Consider the following 23,784-nt stretch of genomic DNA (forward strand, 5'->3'; position numbering starts at 1 on the left):
ACCGATCGAGTCACAATTTGACTACGCTATTCGTTCTGTACACCCGGTGACTGATTAACTCCTGTTCCTGATCACAGCTTCGTATCCGCTCTCCTTGGTGGAGTGGGTCTGAAACTATAGTGACTCACTTTGGTGCCGAGATTATCTCTTTAGCTCCAGCAGATCAGGGGCTATCAGCTCCCTCTCCCTGTAGGAGAGGGTTGGGGGGAGGGGACCACGCGAAACAGCCGGCGGCAATATTCCAGAAAATAGCCGTATACCACGCCCATCGCCATCGAGATCACCGCATTACTGGTCACCGCGGCCAGGATCTGTTGTCCATCGGCGCCCACGCTCCACAGAATGACGGCGTAAACCGGCGATTGGAAACTGACATAAGCCAACAGATCGGCCAGGTTACGCAGCAAAAACTGCCCGCGTGGGCTGCGGCGTGCGGTGGCGATGAAGAAATCGCGGTAGCGGCCATAGGGCCAGGCGATCACGATATTGACGGGGATCGACACCAGTCTGGAGGAGAGTGATTGGCTAAAGCTCATGCCCGAAATCAGTATTTCAATCGCCATCCCGACGATAAAACAGTACACCACTAGCGCAAAAGTATCGGCGGCAGCGCTGCGCCATGGTGAAACGGCTCTAGACATGACACGATCCCTGAATTTATCGGTTAACATGTTGCTTATTAATGTTAATTAGGTGTTATTAACTGACCTTTAAGCACTTTTGTAGTGTACTTGACTGCATGGAATGTTTTAAGTGGCTTAAAATTTTTATTTTTAACATTTGGCTGATTTTTATCCTGACAACAGGGGGAAAAGCTCGTAAAGCAGGAGTTTAAAATGGTGAATGAAAATATTGTTAATATAAACAATGTATTATGATTGTCTGGTGGCGGCGAGATGACGGTTTTGCGGCTGATTCAGCGATAGGCGCACTAAATTTGCGCATATTCCTAAATGCGCAAAAAAATCCAGGTTAATTGTAAATAGGTGTTTTGAGAATAATCTTACCATTTTGATTTGAATCATAATTAACGGCTTAAGCCAGTGCTTCGCCATTTATTTTATCTTTGGGTTGTTCTTTGACGGAATAATTGAAGTAAAATAGCGCGCCGTTGGCAGCGAAATACTTGCTGAGTGTTATTAAGTCAAGGGTTTATGGCATTTCCCTGCTGGCAAGCGGCTTGTGGCCAAGCCTTGACCGACGCGGGATGCGGTGGGGGTATCCCCGCCGAGAGCGATGTTGAAAAGTGAGACCTGGATTGCAGAAGGACATAATGAGTTATTTAATCGTCAATTTGTGTTTATTTTAATCGCACTCTTTCCGCTTAGAAAATTCTCCTCTTTAATCATGATGTTAATTTATATTCATGCAATAAATAGAGTTCCTTTCGTGAGCCAGCCTCCAGAATATGCCTATAAATATTGCCAAACCGCTCTTGCTCTGGCTTGACAAGGTTTTCATACCCTCCGTAAACTCCCTTATGTGGGAATTTGTGGTGTAAAGTGGTGAAAAGGGTCACGAGGGGGTAGCTCAGGTATGTTTCGTGGGGCAACGATGGTCAACCTCGACAGTAAAGGACGGCTCGCCGTACCGACCCGTTATCGGGATTTACTGAATGAGGAATCGCAAGGCCAAATGGTTTGCACCATTGACCTCCATCAGCCCTGCCTGCTGCTTTATCCATTACCTCAATGGGAAATCATCGAGCAAAAGTTGTCCCGTCTGTCGAGCATGAATCCCGCTGAGCGCCGAGTCCAGCGCTTGCTGTTGGGCCATGCCAGCGAGTGTCAGATGGATAATGCCGGCCGGTTGCTGTTAGCCAATACGCTACGCCAACATGCCGGGCTTACTAAAGAAGTGATGCTGGTCGGGCAGTTCAACAAGTTTGAACTGTGGGATGAACAGACCTGGTATCAACAAGTCAAGGATGATATTGACGCGGAACAATCCACTCAGGAACCGTTGTCTGAGCGGCTACAGGACTTGTCACTATAAGCATGCTGGAAAATTATAAACATACGACCGTACTGTTGGATGAGGCCGTGAAGGGGCTCAATATTCGCAGTAACGGCATCTACATCGACGGTACTTTTGGTCGCGGTGGTCATTCTCGTCTGATCTTGTCCCAACTGGGGCCGGAAGGGCGCTTGTTGGCTATCGATCGCGATCCGCAGGCAATTGCCGCAGCTCAATCTATTGCAGACCCACGTTTTACTATCATCCACGGCCCGTTTTCCGATTTGGCTGACTATGTGCAGCAACGGGAACTGGTAGGCAAGATCGACGGCGTGTTGCTCGACTTAGGTGTCTCTTCCCCGCAGCTGGATGACGCAGAACGCGGATTTTCCTTTATGCGTGACGGCCCGCTGGATATGCGTATGGATCCATCAAGCGGCCAATCTGCCGCCGAATGGTTGATGAAAGCGGAAGCCGACGATATTGCCTGGGTGCTGAAAACCTTCGGTGAAGAACGCTTCGCCAAACGCATCGCCCGCGCCATTGTGGAAAGAAACCAAGTAGAACCGATGACCCGCACCAAGGAACTGGCCGAGCTGATCGCCCATGCCAGCCCGTTCCGTGATAAGCATAAACACCCGGCAACCCGCAGTTTCCAGGCGATCCGTATCTACATCAACAGCGAGCTGGAAGAGATCGAACGCGCGCTGGACGGTGCATTAGCCGTGTTGGCACCAGAGGGCCGCCTGTCGATCATCAGCTTCCATTCGTTGGAAGACCGTATCGTCAAAAGCTTTATGCGCCACCACAGCCGTGGTGCCCAGGTTCCGGCAGGAATTCCGCTAACCGAAGCGCAGTTGCGTGAAATGGGTGGCCGCACGCTGAAAGCCTTGGGCAAAATGAAGCCTGGTGATGTTGAAGTGGCGGAAAACCCACGAGCGCGCAGTTCGGTGCTGCGTATTGCCGAGAGGATGCCTGCGTGATTGGTAATGAGCGCCACGGTTTAGTTGGCGTCATTGGTGGCGATCTGCTGCGTAACGCCAAGATCCCGCTGATTTTGATGATTGCCGCGCTGGTTTCCGCCGTGTTTGTGGTGACCACCGCGCACCGTACCCGCCTGCTGACCGCCGAGCGCGAACAGCTGGTGCTGGAGAGGGATGCGCTGGATATCGAATGGCGCAACCTGATCCTGGAAGAGAATGCCCTTGGCGATCACAGCCGCGTAGAGCGTATCGCCACCGAAAAACTGCAGATGCAACACGTTGATCCATCGCAGGAAATTATCATTGTCAAGCCATGAGTGGTTTAGCCGAAGTCACGATACGGAGCAAATAGCTAACGCATGAAAGCAGTACGTCCCGGTAAGAAGTTGAAACGCCAGGAAGATCAGGCCAGCTTTGTCAGCTGGCGTTTTGCGTTGCTGTGCGGCTGTATTCTGTTGGCGCTGGTTGGGCTGATGCTGCGTGTGGCTTATTTGCAGGTGATCAATCCAGATCGGTTGGTGAAAGAAGGCGACATGCGCTCGCTGCGTGTGCAGGCGGTGCCCACCGCGCGCGGCATGATTAGCGACCGCTCTGGCCGCCCGCTGGCGGTGAGCGTACCGGTGAACGCCGTGTGGGCCGATCCGAAAGAGTTGAACGAACGCGGGGGTATTACGCTGGATTCGCGCTGGAAAGCGCTGTCCGACGCGTTGCAAATTCCGCTCGATCAGCTCTCCAATCGTATTAATGCCAATCCGAAGGGGCGCTTTGTCTATCTGGCCCGGCAGGTTAACCCGGCGATTGGTGATTACATCCACAAGCTGAAATTGCCTGGCATCTACCTGCGCCAGGAATCGCGCCGCTACTACCCGTCTGGCCAGGTTACATCTCATATCATCGGCGTGACCAACATTGACGGCGAAGGGATCGAAGGGGTCGAAAAGAGCTTTGATCGTTGGCTCACCGGTCAACCGGGCGAAAGAACCGTACGTAAAGACCGCTATGGCCGAGTGATCGAGGACATCTCCTCGGTAGACAGTCAGGCGGCGCACAATCTGGCACTGAGCATCGATGAACGCCTGCAGGCGCTGGTTTACCGTGAACTGAATAACGCAGTTGCCTTCAACAAGGCGGAGTCTGGTACCGCAGTGCTGGTGGACGTGAACACCGGAGAAGTGCTGGCGATGGCCAACAGCCCATCGTACAACCCGAACAATATGGCCGATACGCCGAAAGATACCATGCGTAACCGTGCCATCACCGATATTTTTGAACCTGGTTCTACCGTGAAGCCGATGGTGGTAATGACGGCGTTGCAGCGCGGCGTAGTGAAAGAAAATAGCGTGCTCAACACCATTCCTTACCGTATTAACGGCCATGAAATCAAAGACGTGGCGCGTTATTCGGAACTGACCATGACCGGGATCTTGCAGAAGTCGAGTAACGTCGGTGTTTCAAAGCTGGCGTTAGCGATGCCGTCCTCAGCGTTAGTAGATACTTACTCACGTTTTGGGCTGGGAAAAGCGACCAATTTGGGGTTGGTCGGAGAAAGCAGTGGCTTATACCCAAAAAAACAACGGTGGTCTGACATAGAGAGGGCCACCTTCTCTTTCGGCTATGGGCTAATGGTAACCCCGTTACAGTTAGCGCGAGTCTATGCCACGATTGGCAGCCTGGGCGTTTATCGTCCACTGTCGATCACCAGGGTTGACCCTCCGGTTGCCGGTGAACGCGTCTTCCCTGAGGCTACCGTGCGTACGGTAGTGCACATGATGGAAAGCGTCGCCTTGCCGGGCGGTGGTGGGGTGAAAGCCGCCATCAAGGGTTATCGTATCGCCATTAAAACCGGTACGGCCAAAAAGGTCGGCCCGGATGGTAAATACGTCAACCGATATATCGCTTATACCGCGGGGGTGGCGCCAGCAAGCCAGCCTCGTTTTGCTCTGGTGGTGGTCATCAACGATCCACAGGGTGGGAAATACTACGGTGGTGCGATTTCTGCGCCGGTGTTTGGTGCCATCATGGGGGGCGTGCTGCGGATCATGAACATTCAGCCAGATGCCCTGCCTACCGGTGACAAAAGCGAATTAGTGATTAATAACAAAGAGGGTTCAGGTGGCCGATCGTAATTTGCGCGATTTACTCGCTCCGTGGGTGCCAACGGCACCCGAGCGCGCGCTGCGGGAAATGATATTAGACAGCCGTATTGCGGCTGCCGGGGATCTGTTTGTCGCCGTAGTTGGCCATCAAACGGATGGACGCCGCTATATTCCGCAAGCCATCGCCCAAGGGGTTGCCGCCGTTATCGCTGAAGCGGAAGGCGAAGCTGAAGACGGTAAAATTTGCGAAATGCACGGTGTGCCGGTGATTTACCTGAGCCAACTTGGCCAGCGTCTGTCGGCGTTAGCCGGGCGTTTCTATCATCAGCCTGCCGAGCGTCTGCGCCTGATTGGCGTGACGGGGACCAACGGTAAAACCACCACCACCCAACTGTTAGCCCAGTGGAGCCAACTGTTGGGCGAAACGGCCGCAGTAATGGGCACCGTGGGCAACGGTTTGTTAGACCAGGTTTGCCCAACGGAAAATACCACCGGATCTGCCGTCGACGTGCAGCACGTGCTTAACGATCTGGCGCAGCAAGGGGCTACCTTTGCCGCGATGGAGGTCTCCTCTCACGGTCTGGTGCAACACCGCGTGGCGGCTTTACCCTTTGCCGCAGCCGTATTCACCAACCTGAGCCGCGATCATCTGGATTACCACGGTGACATGGCCAGCTACGAAGCGGCCAAATGGTCACTGTTTGCCAGCCACGACGTTGGGCAGGCGATCATCAATGCCGACGATGAAGTCGGGCAGCGTTGGCTGGCCAAATTGCCAGACGCGGTCGCCGTCACCATGCATGACAATTTGCAGCCTGGCTGCCATGGCCGCTGGCTGAAAACCACTGCGGTGGACTATCACGATAACGGTGCCACCATCCACTTCAGCTCAAGCTGGGGCAACGGTGAGATCGAAAGCCGCCTGATGGGAGCATTCAACGTCAGTAACCTGATCATGGCTTTGGCGACGCTGCTGTCACTCGGTTATCCGTTTGAGACGTTGGTAAACACGGCCAATCAGCTACAGCCGGTCTGTGGTCGGATGGAAGTCTTCAATGCGCCAGGCAAGCCGACGGTGGTGGTGGATTATGCCCACACCCCGGATGCTCTGGAAAAAGCGCTGGAAGCCGCTCGCCTGCATTGCCAAGGGCAACTGTGGTGCGTGTTTGGCTGTGGTGGCGATCGTGATAGAGGTAAGCGCCCACTTATGGGTGGCATTGCCGAGCAGTTTGCCGACCGGGTAGTGGTAACGGATGACAATCCGCGCACCGAAGAACCGCAGGCCATCATCAAGGATATTCTGGCCGGGCTGCTGGATGCCGGGCATGTGCAGGTGATCCACGGGCGCGCCGAAGCCGTGACCAGCGCCATCATGCAGGCTAAAGAGCAGGATGTGGTGCTGGTGGCGGGTAAAGGCCACGAGGATTACCAACTGGTAGGTAACCGTCGTCTGGATTACTCCGATCGCACCACCGTCGCACGTTTGCTGGGGGTGTTGGCATGATCCCGGTCTCGCTTCAGACGCTGGCGGCGGTATTGGATGCCGAGCTGATCGGCACCGACTGCATCATTACCGAAGTGACGAGGGATACTCGTCAGGTCACTGCGGGTTGCCTGTTTGTGGCCCTGAAAGGGGAGCGTTTCGATGCTCACGACTTTGCCGCCGATGCTGTCGCCGCTGGCGCAGGCGCTTTGCTGGTAAGTAAGCGCTTATTGGTGGAGGCCCCACAGCTGGTGGTGAAAGATACCAGTCTGGCACTGGGGCAGTTTGCGGCCTGGGTACGTCAGCAGGTGTCAGCCAAAGTGGTGGCGCTGACCGGTTCATCGGGCAAGACCTCGGTGAAAGAGATGACCGCGGCCATTTTACGTGAATGTGGCGAAGTGCTGCATACCGCCGGGAATTACAATAACGAGATCGGTGTGCCGCTAACGCTGCTGCGTTTAGAACCGCAGCATGATTTTGCGGTGATCGAACTGGGTGCCAACCATATCGGTGAGATTGCCTATACCACCGCCTTGGCGCAACCGCAGAGCGCGCTGGTGAATAATCTGGCCGCTGCCCATCTGGAAGGTTTTGGCTCACTGGCAGGCGTTGCGCAAGCCAAGGGCGAAATTTTTGCCGGTTTGCCGGCGGATGGCGTGGCGATCCTCAACGCCGATAGCAACGACTGGCCGCACTGGCAGGCGCAGTTACAGGGCAAGACAGTCTGGCGTTTCTCCCCCCAGGCTGCACAAGCAGTAGATTTCTTTGCCAGCGATATCCAGGTTGAAGGGAGCGTAACTCACTTCACCCTGCACAGCCCGTTCGGCACGGTGGCAATCGAGTTGCCATTGCCAGGCCGCCATAACGTGGCCAATGCGTTGGCGGCAGCAGCACTGGCGATGTCGGTTGGCGCAACGCTGGCTGCTGTGAGTGCTGGCTTGCAACAGCTTCGGGCGGTGCCTGGGCGTTTGTTCCCGATCGCCTTGGCGCAAGACAAGCTGTTGCTTGATGACAGCTATAACGCCAACGTCGGCTCCATGACGGCAGCAGCGCAGGTGCTGGCAGAAATGCCGGGTTATCGCGTGATGGTCGTTGGCGATATGGCCGAGTTGGGCGCAGAGGCCGAAGAGTGCCATCGTCAGGTGGGTGAAGCTGCCCGTCTGGCCGGTATTGATAAAGTCATCAGCGTGGGTGGGCTGAGCCAGGTATTGAGCTCCGCCTCCGGTAACGGTGAACATTATCAGGATAAAACAGCAGTGACCGCGCGCGTAGCGGAACTACTCTCAGCACATGCGGTAATTACCGTGTTAATCAAAGGTTCACGTAGTGCCGCAATGGAGCAGGTAGTACGCGCGTTACAGGAGAAAGCACCATGTTAGTTTGGCTGGCCGAGCATTTGGTCAAATATTACTCAGGCTTCAACGTCTTTTCCTACCTGACGTTCCGGGCCATTGTCAGCCTGCTGACCGCGCTGTTCCTTTCCCTGTGGATGGGGCCGAAGGTGATCAAACGCCTGCAGGAAATGTCCTTTGGTCAGGTAGTGCGTAACGACGGGCCAGAATCGCACTTTAGCAAGCGCGGCACGCCGACTATGGGCGGCATCATGATCCTGACCTCCATCACTATTTCTGTGCTGATGTGGGCCTATCCGTCCAACCCTTACGTGTGGTGCGTGCTGTTCGTGCTGGTGGGTTATGGCATCGTCGGCTTTGTTGATGATTATCGCAAAGTGGTGCGCAAAGATACTCGGGGGCTGATTGCCCGCTGGAAATATTTCTGGCAATCCGTGATTGCCCTGATTGTGGCCTTTGCCATGTATGCCGTAGGAAAAGACACGCCAGCCACCGAGCTGGTTGTGCCGTTCTTTAAGGACATCATGCCGCAGCTGGGCCTGCTGTATGTGCTGTTGGCGTACTTCGTGATTGTCGGCACCAGCAACGCGGTCAACCTGACCGATGGGCTGGATGGCCTGGCGATCATGCCAACCGTGTTCGTGGCGGCGGGCTTTGCGCTGGTGGCCTGGGCGACCGGTAACATGAACTTCGCCAACTACCTGCACATTCCGTATCTGCGTCATGCCGGTGAGTTGGTCATCGTCTGTACCGCGATCGTCGGAGCCGGTTTAGGCTTCTTGTGGTTTAACACCTATCCGGCTCAGGTGTTTATGGGTGACGTGGGTTCACTGGCACTGGGCGGCGCGTTGGGCACCATCGCCGTGCTGCTGCGCCAAGAGTTCTTGTTGGTGATTATGGGCGGCGTGTTCGTGGTTGAAACGTTGTCGGTGATCCTGCAGGTGGGATCGTTCAAGCTGCGCGGGCAACGTATTTTCCGCATGGCGCCGATCCACCATCACTATGAATTGAAAGGCTGGCCAGAACCACGGGTGATCGTGCGCTTCTGGATTATTTCGCTGATGCTGGTGCTGATTGGCCTGGCAACGCTGAAGGTGCGCTGATTATGGTGGATTATCAGGGTAGAAAAGTGGTCATCATCGGGTTGGGCCTCACCGGCCTGTCCTGCGTTGATTTCTTTACGACCCGTGGCGTGACGCCGCGGGTTATGGATACCCGTATTTCGCCACCGGGCCTGGATCAACTGCCCGATAGCGTTGAACGTCATCTGGGCTCCCTGAATCAGGAATGGTTGCTGTCTGCGGATTTGATTGTGGCTAGCCCTGGCATGGCATTAGCGACTCCGGCTTTGAGCGCTGCCGCCGATGCCGGGGTTGAGATCGTCGGTGACGTTGAGCTGTTCTGCCGTGAAGCCCAGGCGCCAATCGTGGCGATCACCGGCTCCAACGGCAAGAGCACCGTCACCACGCTGGTGGGCGAAATGGCCAAGGCAGCCGGTTGGGCCGTGGGCGTTGGGGGCAATATCGGCCTGCCAGCGCTGAGTCTGCTACGCCAGGAGTGCCAACTGTACGTGCTGGAGCTGTCGAGCTTCCAATTGGAAACCACTTACAGCCTGCATGCCGCAGCGGCCACCATTTTGAATGTGACCGAAGATCATATGGATCGCTATCCATTTGGCCTGCAGCAATACCGTGCCGCCAAGTTACGCGTCTATGAAAATGCCGAAGTCTGCGTAGTGAATGCGGACGACGCGCTGACCATGCCGGTACGCGGTGCCGATGAGCGCTGTGTCAGCTTTGGTGCCGACGTGGGGGACTACCATCTCAACCGCCAGCAGGGTGAAATCTGGCTGCGGGTGAATGGTGAGAAAGTCCTCAATACCAGTGAGATGAAGCTCACCGGTCGCCATAACTTTACCAATGCGTTGGCGGCCCTGGCCCTGGCCGATGCCGTCAAGCTACCGCGTGCGTCCAGCCTGAAAGCGCTGACGACCTTTACCGGCCTGGAGCACCGCTTTCAACTGGTGTGGGAACACAACGGCGTGCGCTGGATTAATGATTCCAAAGCCACCAACGTCGGCAGCACCGAGGCAGCGCTGAACGGCCTGCAGGTTAAGGGTACGCTACATCTGCTGTTGGGCGGTGATGGCAAGTCTGCGGACTTCTCGCCGCTGGCGCGCTATCTGCAAGGTGACAACGTGCGTTTGTACTGTTTTGGCCGCGATGGCGCACAGCTGGCACAGCTGCGCCCAGAAGTCGCCACGCAAACAGAAACGATGGAGCAGGCGATGCAAGCCATTGCTCGCCAGGTGACATCTGGCGATATGGTGCTGTTGTCACCGGCCTGCGCCAGCCTGGATCAGTTCCGTAATTTTGAAGTGCGTGGCAATGAGTTTGCCCGTCTGGCACAGGAACTGGGCGGATGAGACTACGGGTGCCGACGTTTGGCCTGACCAACAAGCTGAAAGACTGGGTGATGGGATCGCGTGAAAGCGATACGAGCAGCATGGTGCTGTATGACCGTACCCTGCTGTGGCTGACCTTCGGTCTGGCGATTGTTGGTTTTGTGATGGTGACGTCGGCCTCAATGCCTATCGGCCAGCGCCTGGCAGAGGATCCGTTCCTGTTTGCCAAGCGTGATGCGCTTTACCTTGGCCTGGCGTTCGGCCTGTCGCTGGTGACGCTGCGTATCCCGATGGCCATTTGGCAGCGCTATAGCAACGTGATGCTGCTGTTATCGATAGTCTTGTTGCTGGTGGTGCTGGTGGTTGGCAGCTCGGTAAACGGGGCTTCGCGCTGGATTTCACTGGGCCCGTTGCGTATTCAGCCCGCTGAGTTATCCAAACTGTCGCTGTTTTGCTACCTGGCGAGCTATCTGGTGCGCAAGGTGGAGGAAGTCCGCAGCAACTTCTGGGGCTTCTGTAAGCCAATGGGCGTGATGGTGGTGTTGGCGGTGCTGCTGCTGGCCCAGCCGGATTTGGGGACGGTGGTGGTGCTGTTCATCACCACGCTGGCGATGTTGTTCCTGGCCGGGGCGAAGATGTGGCAGTTCCTGGCGATCATCGGTTCAGGGGTGTTTGCCGTAGTGCTGCTGATCATCGCAGAACCTTACCGTATGCGCCGTGTGACTTCGTTCTGGAACCCGTGGGCCGATCCGTTTGGCAGTGGCTACCAGCTAACCCAGTCGCTGATGGCGTTTGGCCGCGGCGAGTTCTGGGGACAAGGGCTGGGCAACTCGGTACAGAAACTCGAGTATTTACCCGAGGCGCATACCGACTTTATCTTCTCCATTTTGGGCGAAGAACTGGGCTATATCGGTGTGGTTTTGGCCCTGTTAATGGTATTCTTCGTCGCTTTTCGCGCCATGTCGATCGGCCGCAGGGCGTTGGAGATAGACCAGCGATTTTCTGGCTTTCTGGCGTGTTCGATCGGTGTCTGGTTCAGTTTCCAGGCGTTGGTGAACGTCGGTGCGGCAGCGGGGATGTTGCCAACCAAAGGCTTGACCTTGCCACTGATAAGCTACGGTGGTTCAAGTCTGTTAATTATGTCGACGGCGATCGTGCTGTTGCTGCGAATTGATTATGAAACGCGCCTGACCAAAGCGCAGGCGTTTGTGAAGAGGTAGCGGATGAGCGGTAAAGCTAAGCGTTTAATGGTGATGGCAGGCGGTACCGGTGGACACGTGTTTCCGGGGCTGGCGGTCGCGCATCATCTGATGGCGCAGGGCTGGCAGGTTCGCTGGCTCGGCACCGCAGACCGTATGGAAGCCGATCTGGTGCCAAAGCACGGGATCGAGATTGATTTTATCCGCATCTCCGGGTTGCGTGGCAAAGGGCTCAAAGCACAGTTGACCGCACCGGTGCGTATCTGGCAGGCGGTGCGTCAGGCTAAAGCGATTATGCGCAGTTATCAGCCGGACGTGGTGCTGGGGATGGGCGGTTACGTTTCTGGCCCTGGTGGCTTAGCTGCCTGGCAGTGTGGTATCCCGGTGGTGTTGCATGAGCAGAACGGCATTGCGGGCCTGACCAACCGCTGGCTCTCAAGGATCGCCAAGAAAGTGTTACAGGCGTTCCCTGGTGCGTTCCCGAATGCGGATGTTGTGGGCAACCCGGTGCGTACCGATGTGTTGGCGCTACCGCTGCCTGCCGAGCGACTGAACGGGCGTGAAGGGCCAATCCGCGTGCTGATTATCGGCGGTAGCCAAGGTGCGCGCGTGCTGAATCAGACAGTTCCTGAAGTCGCCGCGCTGCTGGGCGATAAAATAGTTCTCTGGCATCAGGTAGGTAAAGGTGCATTGCCAACGGTACTGCAAGACTACGAGAGGGTAGGGCAGACCGGGCACAAGGTGACCGAGTTTATTGATGATATGGCAGAGGCTTATGCCTGGGCTGATGTGGTGGTGTGTCGCTCTGGTGCGCTGACCGTCAGCGAGGTGGCGGCAGCGGGATTACCGGCCATTTTTGTGCCGTTCCAGCACAAAGATCGTCAGCAATACTGGAACGCACGTCCTCTGGAAGAGGCCGGTGCGGCCAAAATTATTGAACAACCGCAGTTTACTGCCGATGTCGTGGCGGAACTGCTGGCAAGCTGGGATCGCCCAACGCTGTTGAAGATGGCCGAAAAGGCCCGCGCGGTGGCGATCCCGGATGCAACAGAACGCGTGGCGGCAGAAATTATTCGTGCAGCCCTGTAAGGCCGTAGGGGTTACCCCTGTTGAGCTAAATCGAACCTGATAGATAGAGAAGTGATGAATACACAACAATTGGCGAAACTACGTACTTTCGTGCCTGAGATGCGACGCGTCCGGCACATCCACTTTGTTGGCATCGGTGGTGCCGGCATGGGTGGTATCGCCGAGGTGTTGGCCAACGAAGGTTATCAGATCAGCGGTTCCGACCTGGCGCCGAACCCGGTCACCCAGCAGTTGAGCGAGCTTGGGGCAACGATTTACTTCCATCACCGCCCGGAAAACGTGCTGGATGCCAGCGTGGTGGTGGTGTCGACCGCCATCCCGGCAGACAACCCGGAGATCGTCGCAGCCCGCGAGGCGCGCATTCCGGTGATCCAGCGAGCAGAAATGCTGGCCGAGCTGATGCGTTATCGCCATGGCATTGCCATCGCCGGTACGCACGGCAAAACCACTACCACGGCGATGGTGTCCAGCATTTACGCTGAAGCCGGTCTTGACCCAACGTTTGTTAACGGTGGGCTGGTGAAGGCGGCGGGTACCCACGCACGTTTGGGCTCTAGCCGTTACCTGATTGCGGAAGCGGATGAGAGCGACGCGTCGTTCCTGCATTTGCAACCGATGGTGGCGATTGTCACCAACATCGAAGCTGACCATATGGACACCTACCATGGCGACTTCGAGAATTTGAAGCAGACGTTTATCACCTTCCTGCATAACCTGCCGTTTTATGGTCGTGCGGTAATGTGCATTGACGATCCGGTCGTGCGTGAGTTGTTGCCGCGCGTGGGTCGCCATATCACCACCTACGGCTTTAGCGAGGATGCGGATGTGCGCATCGAGAGCTACAGCCAGATCGGGCCGCAGGGGCACTTTACCCTGAGCCGTCAGGATAAGCCGTTGATGACGGTGACCCTGAATGCGCCGGGCCGCCATAACGCCTTGAACGCGGCGGCGGCGGTTGCCGTGGCGACGGAAGAAGGCATTGCCGACGAAGCCATTCTGCGTGCGCTGGCCGGTTTCCAAGGGACGGGGCGTCGCTTCGATTTCCTGGGAGAATTCCCACTGGCGGCGGTGAACGAAAAACAGGGTAGTGCCATGTTGGTGGACGATTATGGCCACCACCCAACGGAAGTGGATGCCACCATCAAGGCCGCGCGTGCCGGTTGGCCAACCAAGCGGGTGGTGATGATCTTCCAGCCGCACCGCTATACCCGTACTCGCGATCTGTATGACGATTTCGCCAACGTGTTGTCGCAGGTTGACGTATTGCTGATGCTGGATGTCTATCCGGCGGGTGAAGCTCCAATCCCTGGCGCTGATAGCCGAAGCCTGTGCCGCACTATTCGCAATCGCGGCAAACTGGATCCGATTCTGGTGTCCGATGCGGATACCGTGCCAACACTGTTGGCGCAGCTGTTGCAAGGGGATGACCTGGTGCTGGTGCAAGGGGCCGGTAATGTCGGTAAAATCGCGCGCCGACTGGCTGAACTAAAACTGCAACCACAGATCAAAGAGGAGGATCATCATGGCTGATAAAGTCGCCGTATTGCTGGGTGGTACCTCCGCAGAACGTGAAGTTTCACTGCAATCTGGCGCGGCCGTGCTGGCCGGGTTGCGAGAAGCGGGCATTGATGCACATGGCATCGACACTCGTGACTTCCCTGTCACCGAGTTGAAAGCGCAGGGGTTCACCAAAGTGTTCATCGCGCTGCACGGGCGTGGTGGTGAAGATGGTACATTGCAAGGCCTGCTGGAGTTTTTGCAGTTGCCTTATACCGGCAGCGGCGTGATGGCCTCGGCGCTGACCATGGATAAATGGCGCAGCAAAATGGTGTGGCAGTCGATGGGGTTGCCAGTGGCGCCTTACGTGGCGCTGAGCCGCCGCCAGTATCTGGGCGACGATCGGCAAAGCCAACTGGCTGCCATTGAAGCTCTGGGATTACCGTTGATTGTGAAGCCAAGCCGTGAAGGTTCCAGCGTTGGCATGAGCAAAGTGACCGAACGCGCAGCCCTGGAAGGGGCGTTGGAAGAAGCTTTCCGTCATGATGAGGATGTACTGGTAGAGAAATGGCTCAGCGGTCCGGAATACACCGTGGCGATCCTGGGCGATAAGGTGCTGCCTTCCATCCGTATTCAGCCCGCTGGCGTGTTTTACGATTACCAGGCCAAATATATTTCCGACGATACGCAGTATTTTTGCCCGAGTGGCCTGGATGCACAGCAGGAAGCCGCTATGGCTGCGCTGGCTCTGCGGGCTTACCGGGGCCTGGATTGTAGTGGCTGGGGGCGTGTTGATGTCATGCAAGACAGCGATGGCAGCTTCTATCTGCTGGAGGCGAACACCTCGCCAGGCATGACCAGCCACAGTCTGGTCCCGATGGCGGCCCGGCAGTCTGGATTAACTTTCTCGCAGCTGGTTGCGGGAATTCTGGCGTTGGCTGACTGAGATGTCGCAAGCGGCTCTGAATGCACGCGATCGCGAGGCGGATAACGGCCCACGCCGCAGCAATGGCACCCAGCTGGCAGGGATGATTTTCCTGCTGATGGTGTTAGGCACTATCCTGTGGTGCGGCTGGGTAGTGGTGGGTTGGATGCAAGATGCCAGCCGTCTGCCGCTCTCAAGGCTGGTGTTGACCGGTGAGCGCCATTTCACCACTAACGACGATGTTCGCCAGGCGATCTTGGCTTTGGGAGCACCGGGCACCTTTATGACGCAGGATGTGGACATCATCCAGCAGCAGATCGAACGTCTGCCGTGGATCAAACAGGCCAGCGTACGTAAACAGTGGCCGGATGAGCTGAAAATCCACCTGGTGGAGTATGTCCCGGTGGCGCATTGGAATGATTTGCACATGGTTGATGCCGAGGGCAAGTCGTTCAGCATTCCGGCGCAGCGTTTGGGCAATCAGAAATTACCCTTGCTCTATGGTCCGGAAGGCAGCGAACAGGATGTTCTGGAAGGTTACCGCGCGATGAACGGCGTGCTGGCAGCCAACAAGTATCAGCTTAAGATGGCGTCCATGACAGCCCGGCATTCGTGGCAGTTGGCTTTGGATAACGATGTTCGGCTGGAACTGGGACGTGACGATCGCATGGGTCGTTTGCAACGTTTCATCGGGCTTTATCCGGTGCTGTTGCAGCAGGCGCAGGCGGAAAACAAGCGCGTCAGCTATGTCGATTTACGCTATGACTCCGGTGCCTCAGTCGGCTGGGCTCCGGCGTTTATCGACCCGCAGGCAGCCGCAGGCGATCGGCCAAACAGTAATCAGCAACAGAATCAGGCACAGGCAAAACAACAATGATCAAGTCGACGGACAGAAAACTGGTAGTTGGACTGGAGATCGGTACCGCAAAAGTCTCCGCATTGGTGGGGGAAGTTTTGCCCGATGGCATGGTCAACATTATCGGGGTGGGTAGTTGCCCGTCTCGCGGTATGGATAAGGGTGGCGTTAACGATCTGGAATCGGTAGTCAAGTGCGTACAGCGCGCTATCGATCAGGCCGAACTGATGGCGGATTGTCAGATTTCTTCGGTTTACCTGGCCTTGTCGGGTAAGCATATCAGCTGTCAGAACGAGATCGGGATGGTGCCGATCTCCGAAGAGGAAGTGACGCAGGAAGACGTGGAAAACGTGGTGCATACCGCCAAGTCGGTACGTGTGCGTGACGAACACCGCATCCTGCACGTCATTCCTCAGGAATACGCCATCGACTATCAGGAAGGCATCAAAAACCCGGTTGGTTTATCCGGCGTGCGTATGCAGGCCAAGGTGCACCTGATCACCTGCCATAACGATATGGCCAAGAACATTGTCAAAGCAGTGGAACGTTGTGGTCTGAAAGTGGACCAACTGATTTTCGCCGGTCTGGCCGCCAGTTATGCGGTGCTGACCGAAGATGAGCGCGAGCTCGGCGTCTGTGTGGTAGATATCGGCGGAGGCACCATGGATATGGCGGTGTATACCGGCGGTGCTCTGCGCCACACCAAAGTGATCCCTTACGCCGGGAACGTGGTCACCAGCGATATCGCCTACGCCTTCGGCACGCCGCCGACCGACGCGGAAGCGATTAAAGTTCGACACGGTTGTGCATTAGGGGCGATTGTTAGCAAGGATGAAAGTGTAGAGGTACCAAGCGTGGGGGGAAGGCCTCCTCGGAGTCTGCAAAGACAGACATTGGCTGAAGTGATTGAACCACGCTATACCGAACTGTTGAATCTGGTTAACGATGAAATATTGCAATTGCAGGAGCAACTGCGTCAGCAAGGGGTGAAGCATCATCTGGCAGCGGGTATTGTGCTGACCGGCGGTGCCGCCCAGATTGATGGCCTGGCAGCCTGTGCGCAACGGGTATTTCATACCCAGGTACGCATCGGCCAACCCTTGAACATCACGGGGCTGACGGATTACGCGCAAGAGCCTTACTATTCTACAGCGGTCGGGCTACTGCACTATGGAAAAGAGTCTCACCTGAGCGGTGAGGCAGAAGTAGAAAAACGCGCCTCGGTGGGCAATTGGTTTAAACGCATCAATAGCTGGCTGAGAAAAGAGTTTTAATGTTTAGACAAAGAGATCATGCTGAGTAATCTTTTTATGATCTCGCAGCGACAGGCACAAAACGGAGAGAAACTATGTTTGAACCAATGGAACTAACCAATGACGCGGTGATTAAAGTCATCGGCGTCGGCGGTGGCGGTGGCAACGCCGTTGAACACATGGTGCGCGAGCGCATCGAAGGTGTTGAATTCTTCGCCGTTAATACAGACGCTCAGGCGCTGCGTAAAACGGCAGTTGGCCAAACCATCCAGATTGGTAGCGGTATTACCAAAGGTCTGGGTGCAGGCGCGAACCCGGAAGTGGGTCGTAATTCAGCGGAAGAAGACCGTGAAGCCCTGCGCGCCGCTCTGGAAGGTGCAGACATGGTCTTCATCGCGGCCGGCATGGGTGGCGGTACCGGTACCGGTGCTGCGCCAGTGGTGGCAGAAGTCGCAAAAGATCTGGGTATTCTGACCGTGGCCGTAGTGACCAAGCCTTTCAACTTTGAAGGCAAGAAGCGCATGGCATTCGCGGAGCAGGGTATCGCCGAGCTGTCCAAGCACGTGGACTCACTGATCACCATCCCGAACGACAAGTTGCTGAAAGTTCTGGGCCGTGGCATTTCTCTGCTGGACGCGTTCGGCGCGGCCAACGACGTGCTGAAAGGCGCGGTGCAGGGTATTGCCGAACTGATCACCCGTCCAGGCCTGATGAACGTCGACTTTGCTGACGTGCGCACCGTGATGTCCGAAATGGGCTACGCGATGATGGGTTCTGGCGTTGCCTGTGGCGAAGACCGTGCCGAAGAAGCGGCGGAAATGGCGATCTCCAGCCCACTGCTGGAAGATATCGACCTGTCCGGCGCCCGTGGCGTGCTGGTCAACATCACCGCTGGCTTCGACCTGCGTCTGGATGAGTTCGAAACCGTGGGTAACACCATTCGTGCTTTCGCTTCCGACAATGCGACCGTGGTAATCGGTACCTCGCTGGATCCGGAAATGAACGACGAACTGCGCGTGACCGTAGTTGCGACCGGTATCGGTATGGACAAACGTCCTGAAATCACTCTGGTAACCAATAAACAGGCCAGCCAGCCAGTGATGGATCACCGCTACCAGCAGCATGGTATGTCACCGCTGCAGCAGGAAGTGAAACCTGCCGCCAAGGTGGTGAACGATCAGAGCGCGCAACCAAACAAAGAGCCTGATTATCTTGATATCCCGGCCTTCCTGCGTAAGCAGGCAGACTAGGAATAAGCTGATAATTTGGAATCTCCGCTCTTTGTGCTAAACTGTCCCGCCGGCCTTGCTGTATGCTGGGCTGGTTGGATTGATAACATTGCGAGATAAAACGATGATCAAACAAAGGACATTAAAACGTATTGTTCAGGCGACTGGTGTCGGTTTACATACCGGCAAGAAAGTCACGCTGACAATGCGCCCAGCGTCGGCTAATACCGGGGTCATCTATCGTCGCACTGACTTGAATCCACCGGTTGATTTCCCGGCTGATGCCAAATCCGTGCGTGATACCATGCTCTGTACTTGCCTGGTGAATGAGTCAGACGTGCGTATTTCCACCGTTGAGCATCTTAATGCTGCGTTGGCGGGCTTGGGTATCGACAACATCATTATTGAAGTTGACGCTGCCGAAATCCCGATCATGGACGGTAGTGCCAGCCCGTTTGTCTATCTGTTGCTGGATGCCGGCATCGAAGAGCTGAACTCGGCGAAGAAATTCCTGCGTCTGAAAGACACCGTACGCGTTGAAGATGGCGACAAGTGGGCAGAGCTGTCCCCGCATAACGGGTTCCGCCTGGACTTCACCATCGACTTCAACCACCCGGCGATTGATGCCAGTACCCAACGTTATCGTCTGGATTTCTCAGCCGATTCGTTCGTACGCCAAATCAGCCGTGCGCGTACCTTCGGTTTCATGCGTGATATCGAATATCTGCAGTCCCGTGGCCTGGCCCTGGGCGGCAGCTTCGATTGCGCGATTGTGGTGGATGACTATCGTGTCCTCAACGAAGACGGCCTGCGCTTCGAAGACGAATTCGTACGCCACAAAATGCTGGATGCCATCGGCGATCTGTTCATGTGCGGCCATAACATCATTGGCGCGTTCACCGCGTACAAATCAGGCCATGCGCTGAACAACAAACTGCTGCAAGCCGTGCTGGCGAAGCAGGAAGCTTGGGAATTCGTGACATTCCAGGATGAAGCCGAAATGCCGTTGGCATTCAAGGCTCCGTCAACCGTACTGGCCTAAGCTGCCAAGACGTTAATTACTTATCACGACCGGTTGCGTTGGCTCTCTCTCCTGCCAACGCGGCCAGTCGTTCTAATATCTTGCGTAATTTTTCTGGGCTCTGCGCCGCCAATCCCCGTAATGCATCTGCACTTTCCAAGCTCAAATGACGCATCGGCACCTCCGCTTGCTGGCCATTTTCCGAAGTTTTGCCGAGGTTTTGTACCTGGCTGCTGCCTTTTGCCATCAACGAAGGATTAATCCTGATGTCGATTGATGACAAAGATGGTAGAATTTGCGCTCGTAGTGCGGATAGCAGGCTGGGTTGTTCATAGCGTAAGCGCATCATCCAACTGGCGTTAGCAGTTTCCAGCACTAAAATACCCTGTCTGAAGTTGGCGACACGGCACCAAGGGTGCAACTGAGCGGGCAATAACCCCTTCACGGCACGATTGAGTTTCAGTAGCGCGGTAGCGCGTTGCTGAACGTTATGCAGCGGTCCTTTCTCTGTTGCAGACGCGTCGTCAAACAGGATATCTAATAATTGTGGACGGCTATCGCGCATAATGGGCTCCGGCGGATAATAAACACGTGATCGGTATTCTAAATCGTTGGCGACAATTTGGCAGACGTTATTTCTGGCCTCATCTCCTGTTGGGGATGGTAGCGGCTACGCTTGGCGTACCGCAAAATCTGTCCGGCACCGTCGATCAAAGCGCATTACCGAGCACCTCGTCCAGTCTTAACCGGCAAAATTCCGTCAGTCACGCCTTTAACAGCCTGGCGTTACTGCAAGAAGTGCATCGTCGCCCAACGTTTAACGTTGATTACTGGCACCAGCATGCGCTTCGAACCGTCATTCGTCACCTCTCTTTTGCTCTGGCACCTCAGGCTGTCTATGCCCGGGTGCAGGAAGCGGAGACCGTTGCGGTTGAACCCCCATTACAGGTGGCTCAGCTTGCCCTGCTCTCCACGCTCAATGCGCTACTGACGCACGAGCCAAAACCACCGACCATCATTCGTGATACCCATCACCCTATCGTTCCTTCTTTGGCGCAGCATCAGGCCGGGCTATGGCTCGCTCAGGTGCAAGGTATTCGCGCCGGGCCTGCAGCCCTCGGCTAATCTTTGCCCTCAGGGCAGCAAAAAAACAAACAACACAACAGCTTGTTGACGGCCATTATGGTGTCGTCGCGTAAGAGATATAAAGAATCATGTTAATCAAACTATTGACCAAAGTTTTTGGTAGCAGCAACGATCGTACCCTGCGCCGCATGCGCAAAGCGGTTGAGATGATCAACCGTATGGAACCAGACATGGAAAAACTGTCTGATAGCGAACTGCAGGCCAAGACCGATGAGTTCCGCGCGCGTCTGAAAAAGGGCGAAGTGCTGGAAAGCCTGATCCCGGAAGCCTTCGCCGTAGTGCGTGAGGCCAGTAAGCGAGTCTTCGGCATGCGTCACTTCGACGTGCAGCTGCTGGGCGGGATGGTGCTCAACGACCGCTGTATCGCCGAGATGCGTACCGGTGAAGGTAAAACCCTGACTGCAACCCTGCCTGCCTATCTGAACGCCCTGAGCGGCCGTGGCGTGCACGTGGTTACCGTCAACGACTACCTGGCACAGCGTGACGCCGAAAACAACCGTCCGCTGTTCGAGTTCCTGGGGTTGAGCGTGGGTATCAACCTGCCTGGCATGCCTGCTCCGGCCAAGCGTGAAGCCTATGCCGCAGATATTACTTACGGGACCAACAACGAATACGGCTTTGACTACCTGCGTGACAACATGGCGTTCAGCCCGGAAGAGCGCGTACAGCGTAAGCTGCACTATGCGCTGGTGGATGAGGTTGACTCCATCCTGATCGACGAAGCGCGTACGCCGCTGATCATCTCCGGCCCGGCCGAAGACAGCTCAGAAATGTACAAGCGCGTTAACAAGCTGATCCCGCAGCTGATCCGCCAGGAAAAAGAAGACTCCGACACCTTCCAGGGGGAAGGACACTTCTCGGTCGATGAAAAAGCGCGCCAGGTTCACCTGACCGAACGCGGCCTGATCATGATCGAAGAGATGCTGATGGAAGCGGGCATCATGGATGAAGGCGAATCGCTGTATTCACCAACCAACATCATGCTGATGCACCACGTCACCGCTGCGCTGCGTGCCCACGTGCTGTTCACCCGCGACGTTGACTATATCGTTAAAGACGGTGAAGTCATTATCGTTGACGAACACACCGGCCGTACCATGCAGGGCCGTCGCTGGTCCGATGGTCTGCACCAGGCGGTAGAAGCCAAAGAAGGCGTAGAGATCCAGAACGAGAACCAGACGCTGGCTTCGATCACTTTCCAGAACTACTTCCGTCTCTACGAGAAACTGGCCGGTATGACCGGTACGGCGGACACCGAAGCCTTCGAGTTCAGTTCCATCTACAAGCTCGATACCATCGTGGTGCCGACCAACCGCCCAATGATCCGTAAAGATATGCCGGATCTGGTCTACATGACCGAGAAAGAGAAGATCGCGGCGATCATCGAAGATATCCGTGAGCGTACCGCCAACGGCCAGCCGGTGCTGGTGGGGACCATCTCGATCGAGAAATCGGAAGTGGTTTCCCGTGAGCTGACCAAGGCAGGGATCGAACACAAGGTTCTGAACGCCAAATTCCACGCCATGGAAGCGGATATTGTGGCCAATGCGGGTCAGACTGCCGCAGTAACCATCGCCACCAACATGGCCGGTCGTGGTACCGATATCGTATTGGGCGGCAGTTGGCAGAGTGAAATCTCCCATCTGGAAGAACCGACTGAAGAGCAGATTGCCGAAATCAAAGCAGCCTGGAAAATTCGTCACGACGCCGTTCTGGCCGCCGGTGGCTTGCACATTATCGGTACCGAACGTCACGAATCACGCCGTATCGACAACCAGCTGCGTGGCCGTTCAGGCCGTCAGGGTGATGCCGGTTCTTCCCGCTTCTACCTGTCAATGGAAGATGCGCTGATGCGTATTTTCGCCTCTGATCGTGTTTCTGGCATGATGCGTAAACTGGGTATGAAGGATGGCGAAGCCATCGAGCACCCGTGGGTCACCAAAGCCATTGCCAATGCGCAACGCAAGGTTGAAAGCCGTAACTTCGATATTCGTAAGCAACTGCTGGAATATGATGACGTGGCCAACGACCAGCGTCGTGCGATCTATAGCCAGCGTAACGAATTGCTCGACGTGTCCGACGTGAGCGAAACCATCAACAGCATCCGTGAAGACGTGTTCAAAACCACCATCGACAGCTACATTCCGCCGCAGTCGCTGGAAGAGATGTGGGACGTTCAAGGGCTGGAAGAACGCCTGAAAAACGACTTCGATCTGGATATGCCAATCGCCGAGTGGCTGGATAAAGAACCTGAGCTGCACGAAGAAACGCTGCGTGAACGTATCATGGCGAAGGCGAAGGAAGATTACCTGCGCAAAGAAGAGGTTGTTGGCGCCGAAATGATGCGCAACTTCGAGAAAGGCGTGATGCTGCAGACGCTGGATTCCCTGTGGAAAGAGCACCTGGCGGCGATGGATTACCTGCGTCAGGGTATCCACCTGCGTGGCTATGCGCAAAAAGATCCGAAGCAGGAATACAAGCGTGAGTCCTTCAACATGTTTGCTACCATGCTGGAATCGCTGAAATATGAAGTGATCAGCGTGTTGAGCAAGGTTCAGGTACGCATGCCGGAAGAGGTTGAAGCCCTGGAGCTGCAGCGTCGTGAAGAAGCCGAGCGTCTGGCACGCCAGCAACAGCTGAGCCACCAGGAAGAAAATGCCCTGGCGGTCAGCGATCCGAACGCTCCGGCAGTCGCCGAACGCAAAGTAGGGCGTAACGATCCTTGCCCATGCGGTTCCGGTAAGAAATACAAGCAGTGCCACGGCCGCCTGCAAAAATAAGCCGAGTGCAGTGAACGGCTAATGGTAAGGGCTCAGCATGCTGAGCCCTTTTTTTAAGTGGTAACATCTGGAGGATGCGATGAAGCACCTGAACATCGCCGTAGGGATCATCCGTAACCCGCAGCAGGAAATCTTCATCACACGCCGAGCTGCGGATTCGCACATGGCCGGATTTTGGGAATTCCCTGGCGGCAAGATTGAGCAGGGCGAAACGCCAGAGCAGGCATTGGGCCGCGAATTGCTGGAAGAAACCGGGATCCACGCCAATCAGGCTCGGCTACTGGAGGTGCTGGAGCACCGCTTCACCGATCGGATCGTGACGCTGAATTTCTATCTGGTAGAGGATTGGAAGGGCGAGCCCTATGGTCGTGAAGGCCAGCCGATGCGCTGGGTGAAACAGGCCGACCTGCGTGAGGAAGAATTCCCCGAGGCCAACGTCAGTATCATTAAACTGTTGGTGGCGCAGGCCAGTGCCGCGTAGTGCATTTTAGGCCTGGGCTACCAGGCCTAATAAC

21 protein-coding genes are annotated in these 23,784 nt (G+C 55.8%); 19 read left to right on the top strand and 2 right to left on the bottom strand.

The window, feature by feature from the left end:
* Window positions 1–173: 173 nt before the first annotated feature.
* Window positions 174–641, bottom strand: coding sequence for an L-alanine exporter AlaE (locus N6G83_RS48225; RefSeq protein ID WP_024527177.1), 468 nt, complete (start codon window positions 639–641; stop codon window positions 174–176).
* A gap of 895 nt (window positions 642–1,536) precedes the next feature.
* On the opposite strand from N6G83_RS48225, the gene mraZ reads away from it, so the two are divergent.
* The 16 genes from mraZ (at window position 1,537) to lpxC (ending at window position 19,364) form a co-directional block, all read left to right on the top strand.
* On the top strand, window positions 1,537–1,995 hold the full coding sequence (gene mraZ / locus N6G83_RS48230) for a division/cell wall cluster transcriptional repressor MraZ (protein ID WP_024483534.1): 459 nt from the start codon (window positions 1,537–1,539) through the stop codon (window positions 1,993–1,995).
* A gap of 2 nt (window positions 1,996–1,997) precedes the next feature.
* On the top strand, window positions 1,998–2,939 hold the full coding sequence (gene rsmH / locus N6G83_RS48235) for a 16S rRNA (cytosine(1402)-N(4))-methyltransferase RsmH (protein ID WP_024527176.1): 942 nt from the start codon (window positions 1,998–2,000) through the stop codon (window positions 2,937–2,939).
* Window positions 2,936–3,256, top strand: a complete 321-nt coding sequence (gene ftsL, locus N6G83_RS48240; RefSeq protein ID WP_021179318.1) for a cell division protein FtsL — start codon at window positions 2,936–2,938, stop codon at window positions 3,254–3,256. Before rsmH ends, ftsL begins: the two co-directional genes overlap by 4 nt.
* Window positions 3,257–3,298: 42 nt before the next feature.
* On the top strand, window positions 3,299–5,065 hold the full coding sequence (locus N6G83_RS48245; protein WP_024527175.1) for a peptidoglycan glycosyltransferase FtsI: 1,767 nt from the start codon (window positions 3,299–3,301) through the stop codon (window positions 5,063–5,065).
* Window positions 5,052–6,539 (top strand): UDP-N-acetylmuramoyl-L-alanyl-D-glutamate--2,6-diaminopimelate ligase, encoded by a 1,488-nt coding sequence (gene murE, locus N6G83_RS48250; protein WP_211135848.1) that lies wholly within the window; start codon window positions 5,052–5,054, stop codon window positions 6,537–6,539. The genes N6G83_RS48245 and murE overlap by 14 nt, the downstream gene beginning before the upstream one ends.
* Window positions 6,536–7,897, top strand: coding sequence for a UDP-N-acetylmuramoyl-tripeptide--D-alanyl-D-alanine ligase (gene murF, locus N6G83_RS48255; RefSeq protein WP_211135847.1), 1,362 nt, complete (start codon window positions 6,536–6,538; stop codon window positions 7,895–7,897). The genes murE and murF overlap by 4 nt, the downstream gene beginning before the upstream one ends.
* Window positions 7,891–8,973: a phospho-N-acetylmuramoyl-pentapeptide-transferase gene (gene mraY / locus N6G83_RS48260; protein ID WP_024527172.1), complete on the top strand. Its 1,083-nt coding sequence runs from the start codon at window positions 7,891–7,893 to the stop codon at window positions 8,971–8,973. Before murF ends, mraY begins: the two co-directional genes overlap by 7 nt.
* Window positions 8,974–8,975: 2 nt before the next feature.
* Window positions 8,976–10,295 carry a UDP-N-acetylmuramoyl-L-alanine--D-glutamate ligase gene (gene murD / locus N6G83_RS48265; RefSeq protein WP_024527171.1) on the top strand — a complete coding sequence of 440 codons (1,320 nt, stop codon included), beginning with the start codon at window positions 8,976–8,978 and terminating at the stop codon, window positions 10,293–10,295.
* The gene (gene ftsW / locus N6G83_RS48270) at window positions 10,292–11,494 is read left to right on the top strand and encodes a cell division protein FtsW (protein ID WP_024527170.1); all 1,203 of its coding nucleotides are present in this window, start codon (window positions 10,292–10,294) and stop codon (window positions 11,492–11,494) included. Before murD ends, ftsW begins: the two co-directional genes overlap by 4 nt.
* A 3-nt stretch (window positions 11,495–11,497) precedes the next feature.
* Complete coding sequence (murG, locus tag N6G83_RS48275; RefSeq protein ID WP_024527169.1) at window positions 11,498–12,562, top strand: undecaprenyldiphospho-muramoylpentapeptide beta-N-acetylglucosaminyltransferase; 1,065 nt, start codon at window positions 11,498–11,500, stop codon at window positions 12,560–12,562.
* A gap of 54 nt (window positions 12,563–12,616) precedes the next feature.
* Window positions 12,617–14,092: a UDP-N-acetylmuramate--L-alanine ligase gene (gene murC / locus N6G83_RS48280; RefSeq protein ID WP_024527168.1), complete on the top strand. Its 1,476-nt coding sequence runs from the start codon at window positions 12,617–12,619 to the stop codon at window positions 14,090–14,092.
* Window positions 14,085–15,005, top strand: a complete 921-nt coding sequence (locus N6G83_RS48285; protein ID WP_024483524.1) for a D-alanine--D-alanine ligase — start codon at window positions 14,085–14,087, stop codon at window positions 15,003–15,005. Before murC ends, N6G83_RS48285 begins: the two co-directional genes overlap by 8 nt.
* Window position 15,006: 1 nt before the next feature.
* On the top strand, window positions 15,007–15,861 hold the full coding sequence (ftsQ, locus tag N6G83_RS48290; RefSeq protein ID WP_024527167.1) for a cell division protein FtsQ: 855 nt from the start codon (window positions 15,007–15,009) through the stop codon (window positions 15,859–15,861).
* Window positions 15,858–17,114, top strand: coding sequence for a cell division protein FtsA (gene ftsA / locus N6G83_RS48295; RefSeq protein ID WP_024527166.1), 1,257 nt, complete (start codon window positions 15,858–15,860; stop codon window positions 17,112–17,114). Before ftsQ ends, ftsA begins: the two co-directional genes overlap by 4 nt.
* 74 nt (window positions 17,115–17,188) lie before the next feature.
* On the top strand, window positions 17,189–18,343 hold the full coding sequence (gene ftsZ / locus N6G83_RS48300; protein WP_024483522.1) for a cell division protein FtsZ: 1,155 nt from the start codon (window positions 17,189–17,191) through the stop codon (window positions 18,341–18,343).
* Between the two features lie 103 nt (window positions 18,344–18,446).
* The gene (lpxC, locus tag N6G83_RS48305; protein ID WP_021179330.1) at window positions 18,447–19,364 is read left to right on the top strand and encodes a UDP-3-O-acyl-N-acetylglucosamine deacetylase; all 918 of its coding nucleotides are present in this window, start codon (window positions 18,447–18,449) and stop codon (window positions 19,362–19,364) included.
* A 16-nt stretch (window positions 19,365–19,380) separates the two neighbouring features.
* On the opposite strand, the gene N6G83_RS48310 is transcribed toward lpxC, so the two are convergent.
* On the bottom strand, window positions 19,381–19,908 hold the full coding sequence (locus tag N6G83_RS48310; protein WP_211135846.1) for a DUF721 domain-containing protein: 528 nt from the start codon (window positions 19,906–19,908) through the stop codon (window positions 19,381–19,383).
* 26 nt (window positions 19,909–19,934) lie between these two features.
* Between N6G83_RS48310 and secM the strand changes: the two genes are divergently transcribed.
* From secM to mutT, 3 genes are all read left to right on the top strand, one after another.
* Window positions 19,935–20,468, top strand: a complete 534-nt coding sequence (gene secM, locus N6G83_RS48315) for a secA translation cis-regulator SecM (RefSeq protein WP_024483520.1) — start codon at window positions 19,935–19,937, stop codon at window positions 20,466–20,468.
* A gap of 89 nt (window positions 20,469–20,557) precedes the next feature.
* Window positions 20,558–23,269 (top strand): preprotein translocase subunit SecA, encoded by a 2,712-nt coding sequence (secA, locus tag N6G83_RS48320; RefSeq protein ID WP_211135845.1) that lies wholly within the window; start codon window positions 20,558–20,560, stop codon window positions 23,267–23,269.
* A 79-nt stretch (window positions 23,270–23,348) separates the two neighbouring features.
* The gene (mutT, locus tag N6G83_RS48325) at window positions 23,349–23,750 is read left to right on the top strand and encodes an 8-oxo-dGTP diphosphatase MutT (RefSeq protein WP_202728618.1); all 402 of its coding nucleotides are present in this window, start codon (window positions 23,349–23,351) and stop codon (window positions 23,748–23,750) included.
* Window positions 23,751–23,784: the final 34 nt, after the last annotated feature.

Source organism: Serratia sp. PL7, from assembly GCF_945957435.1.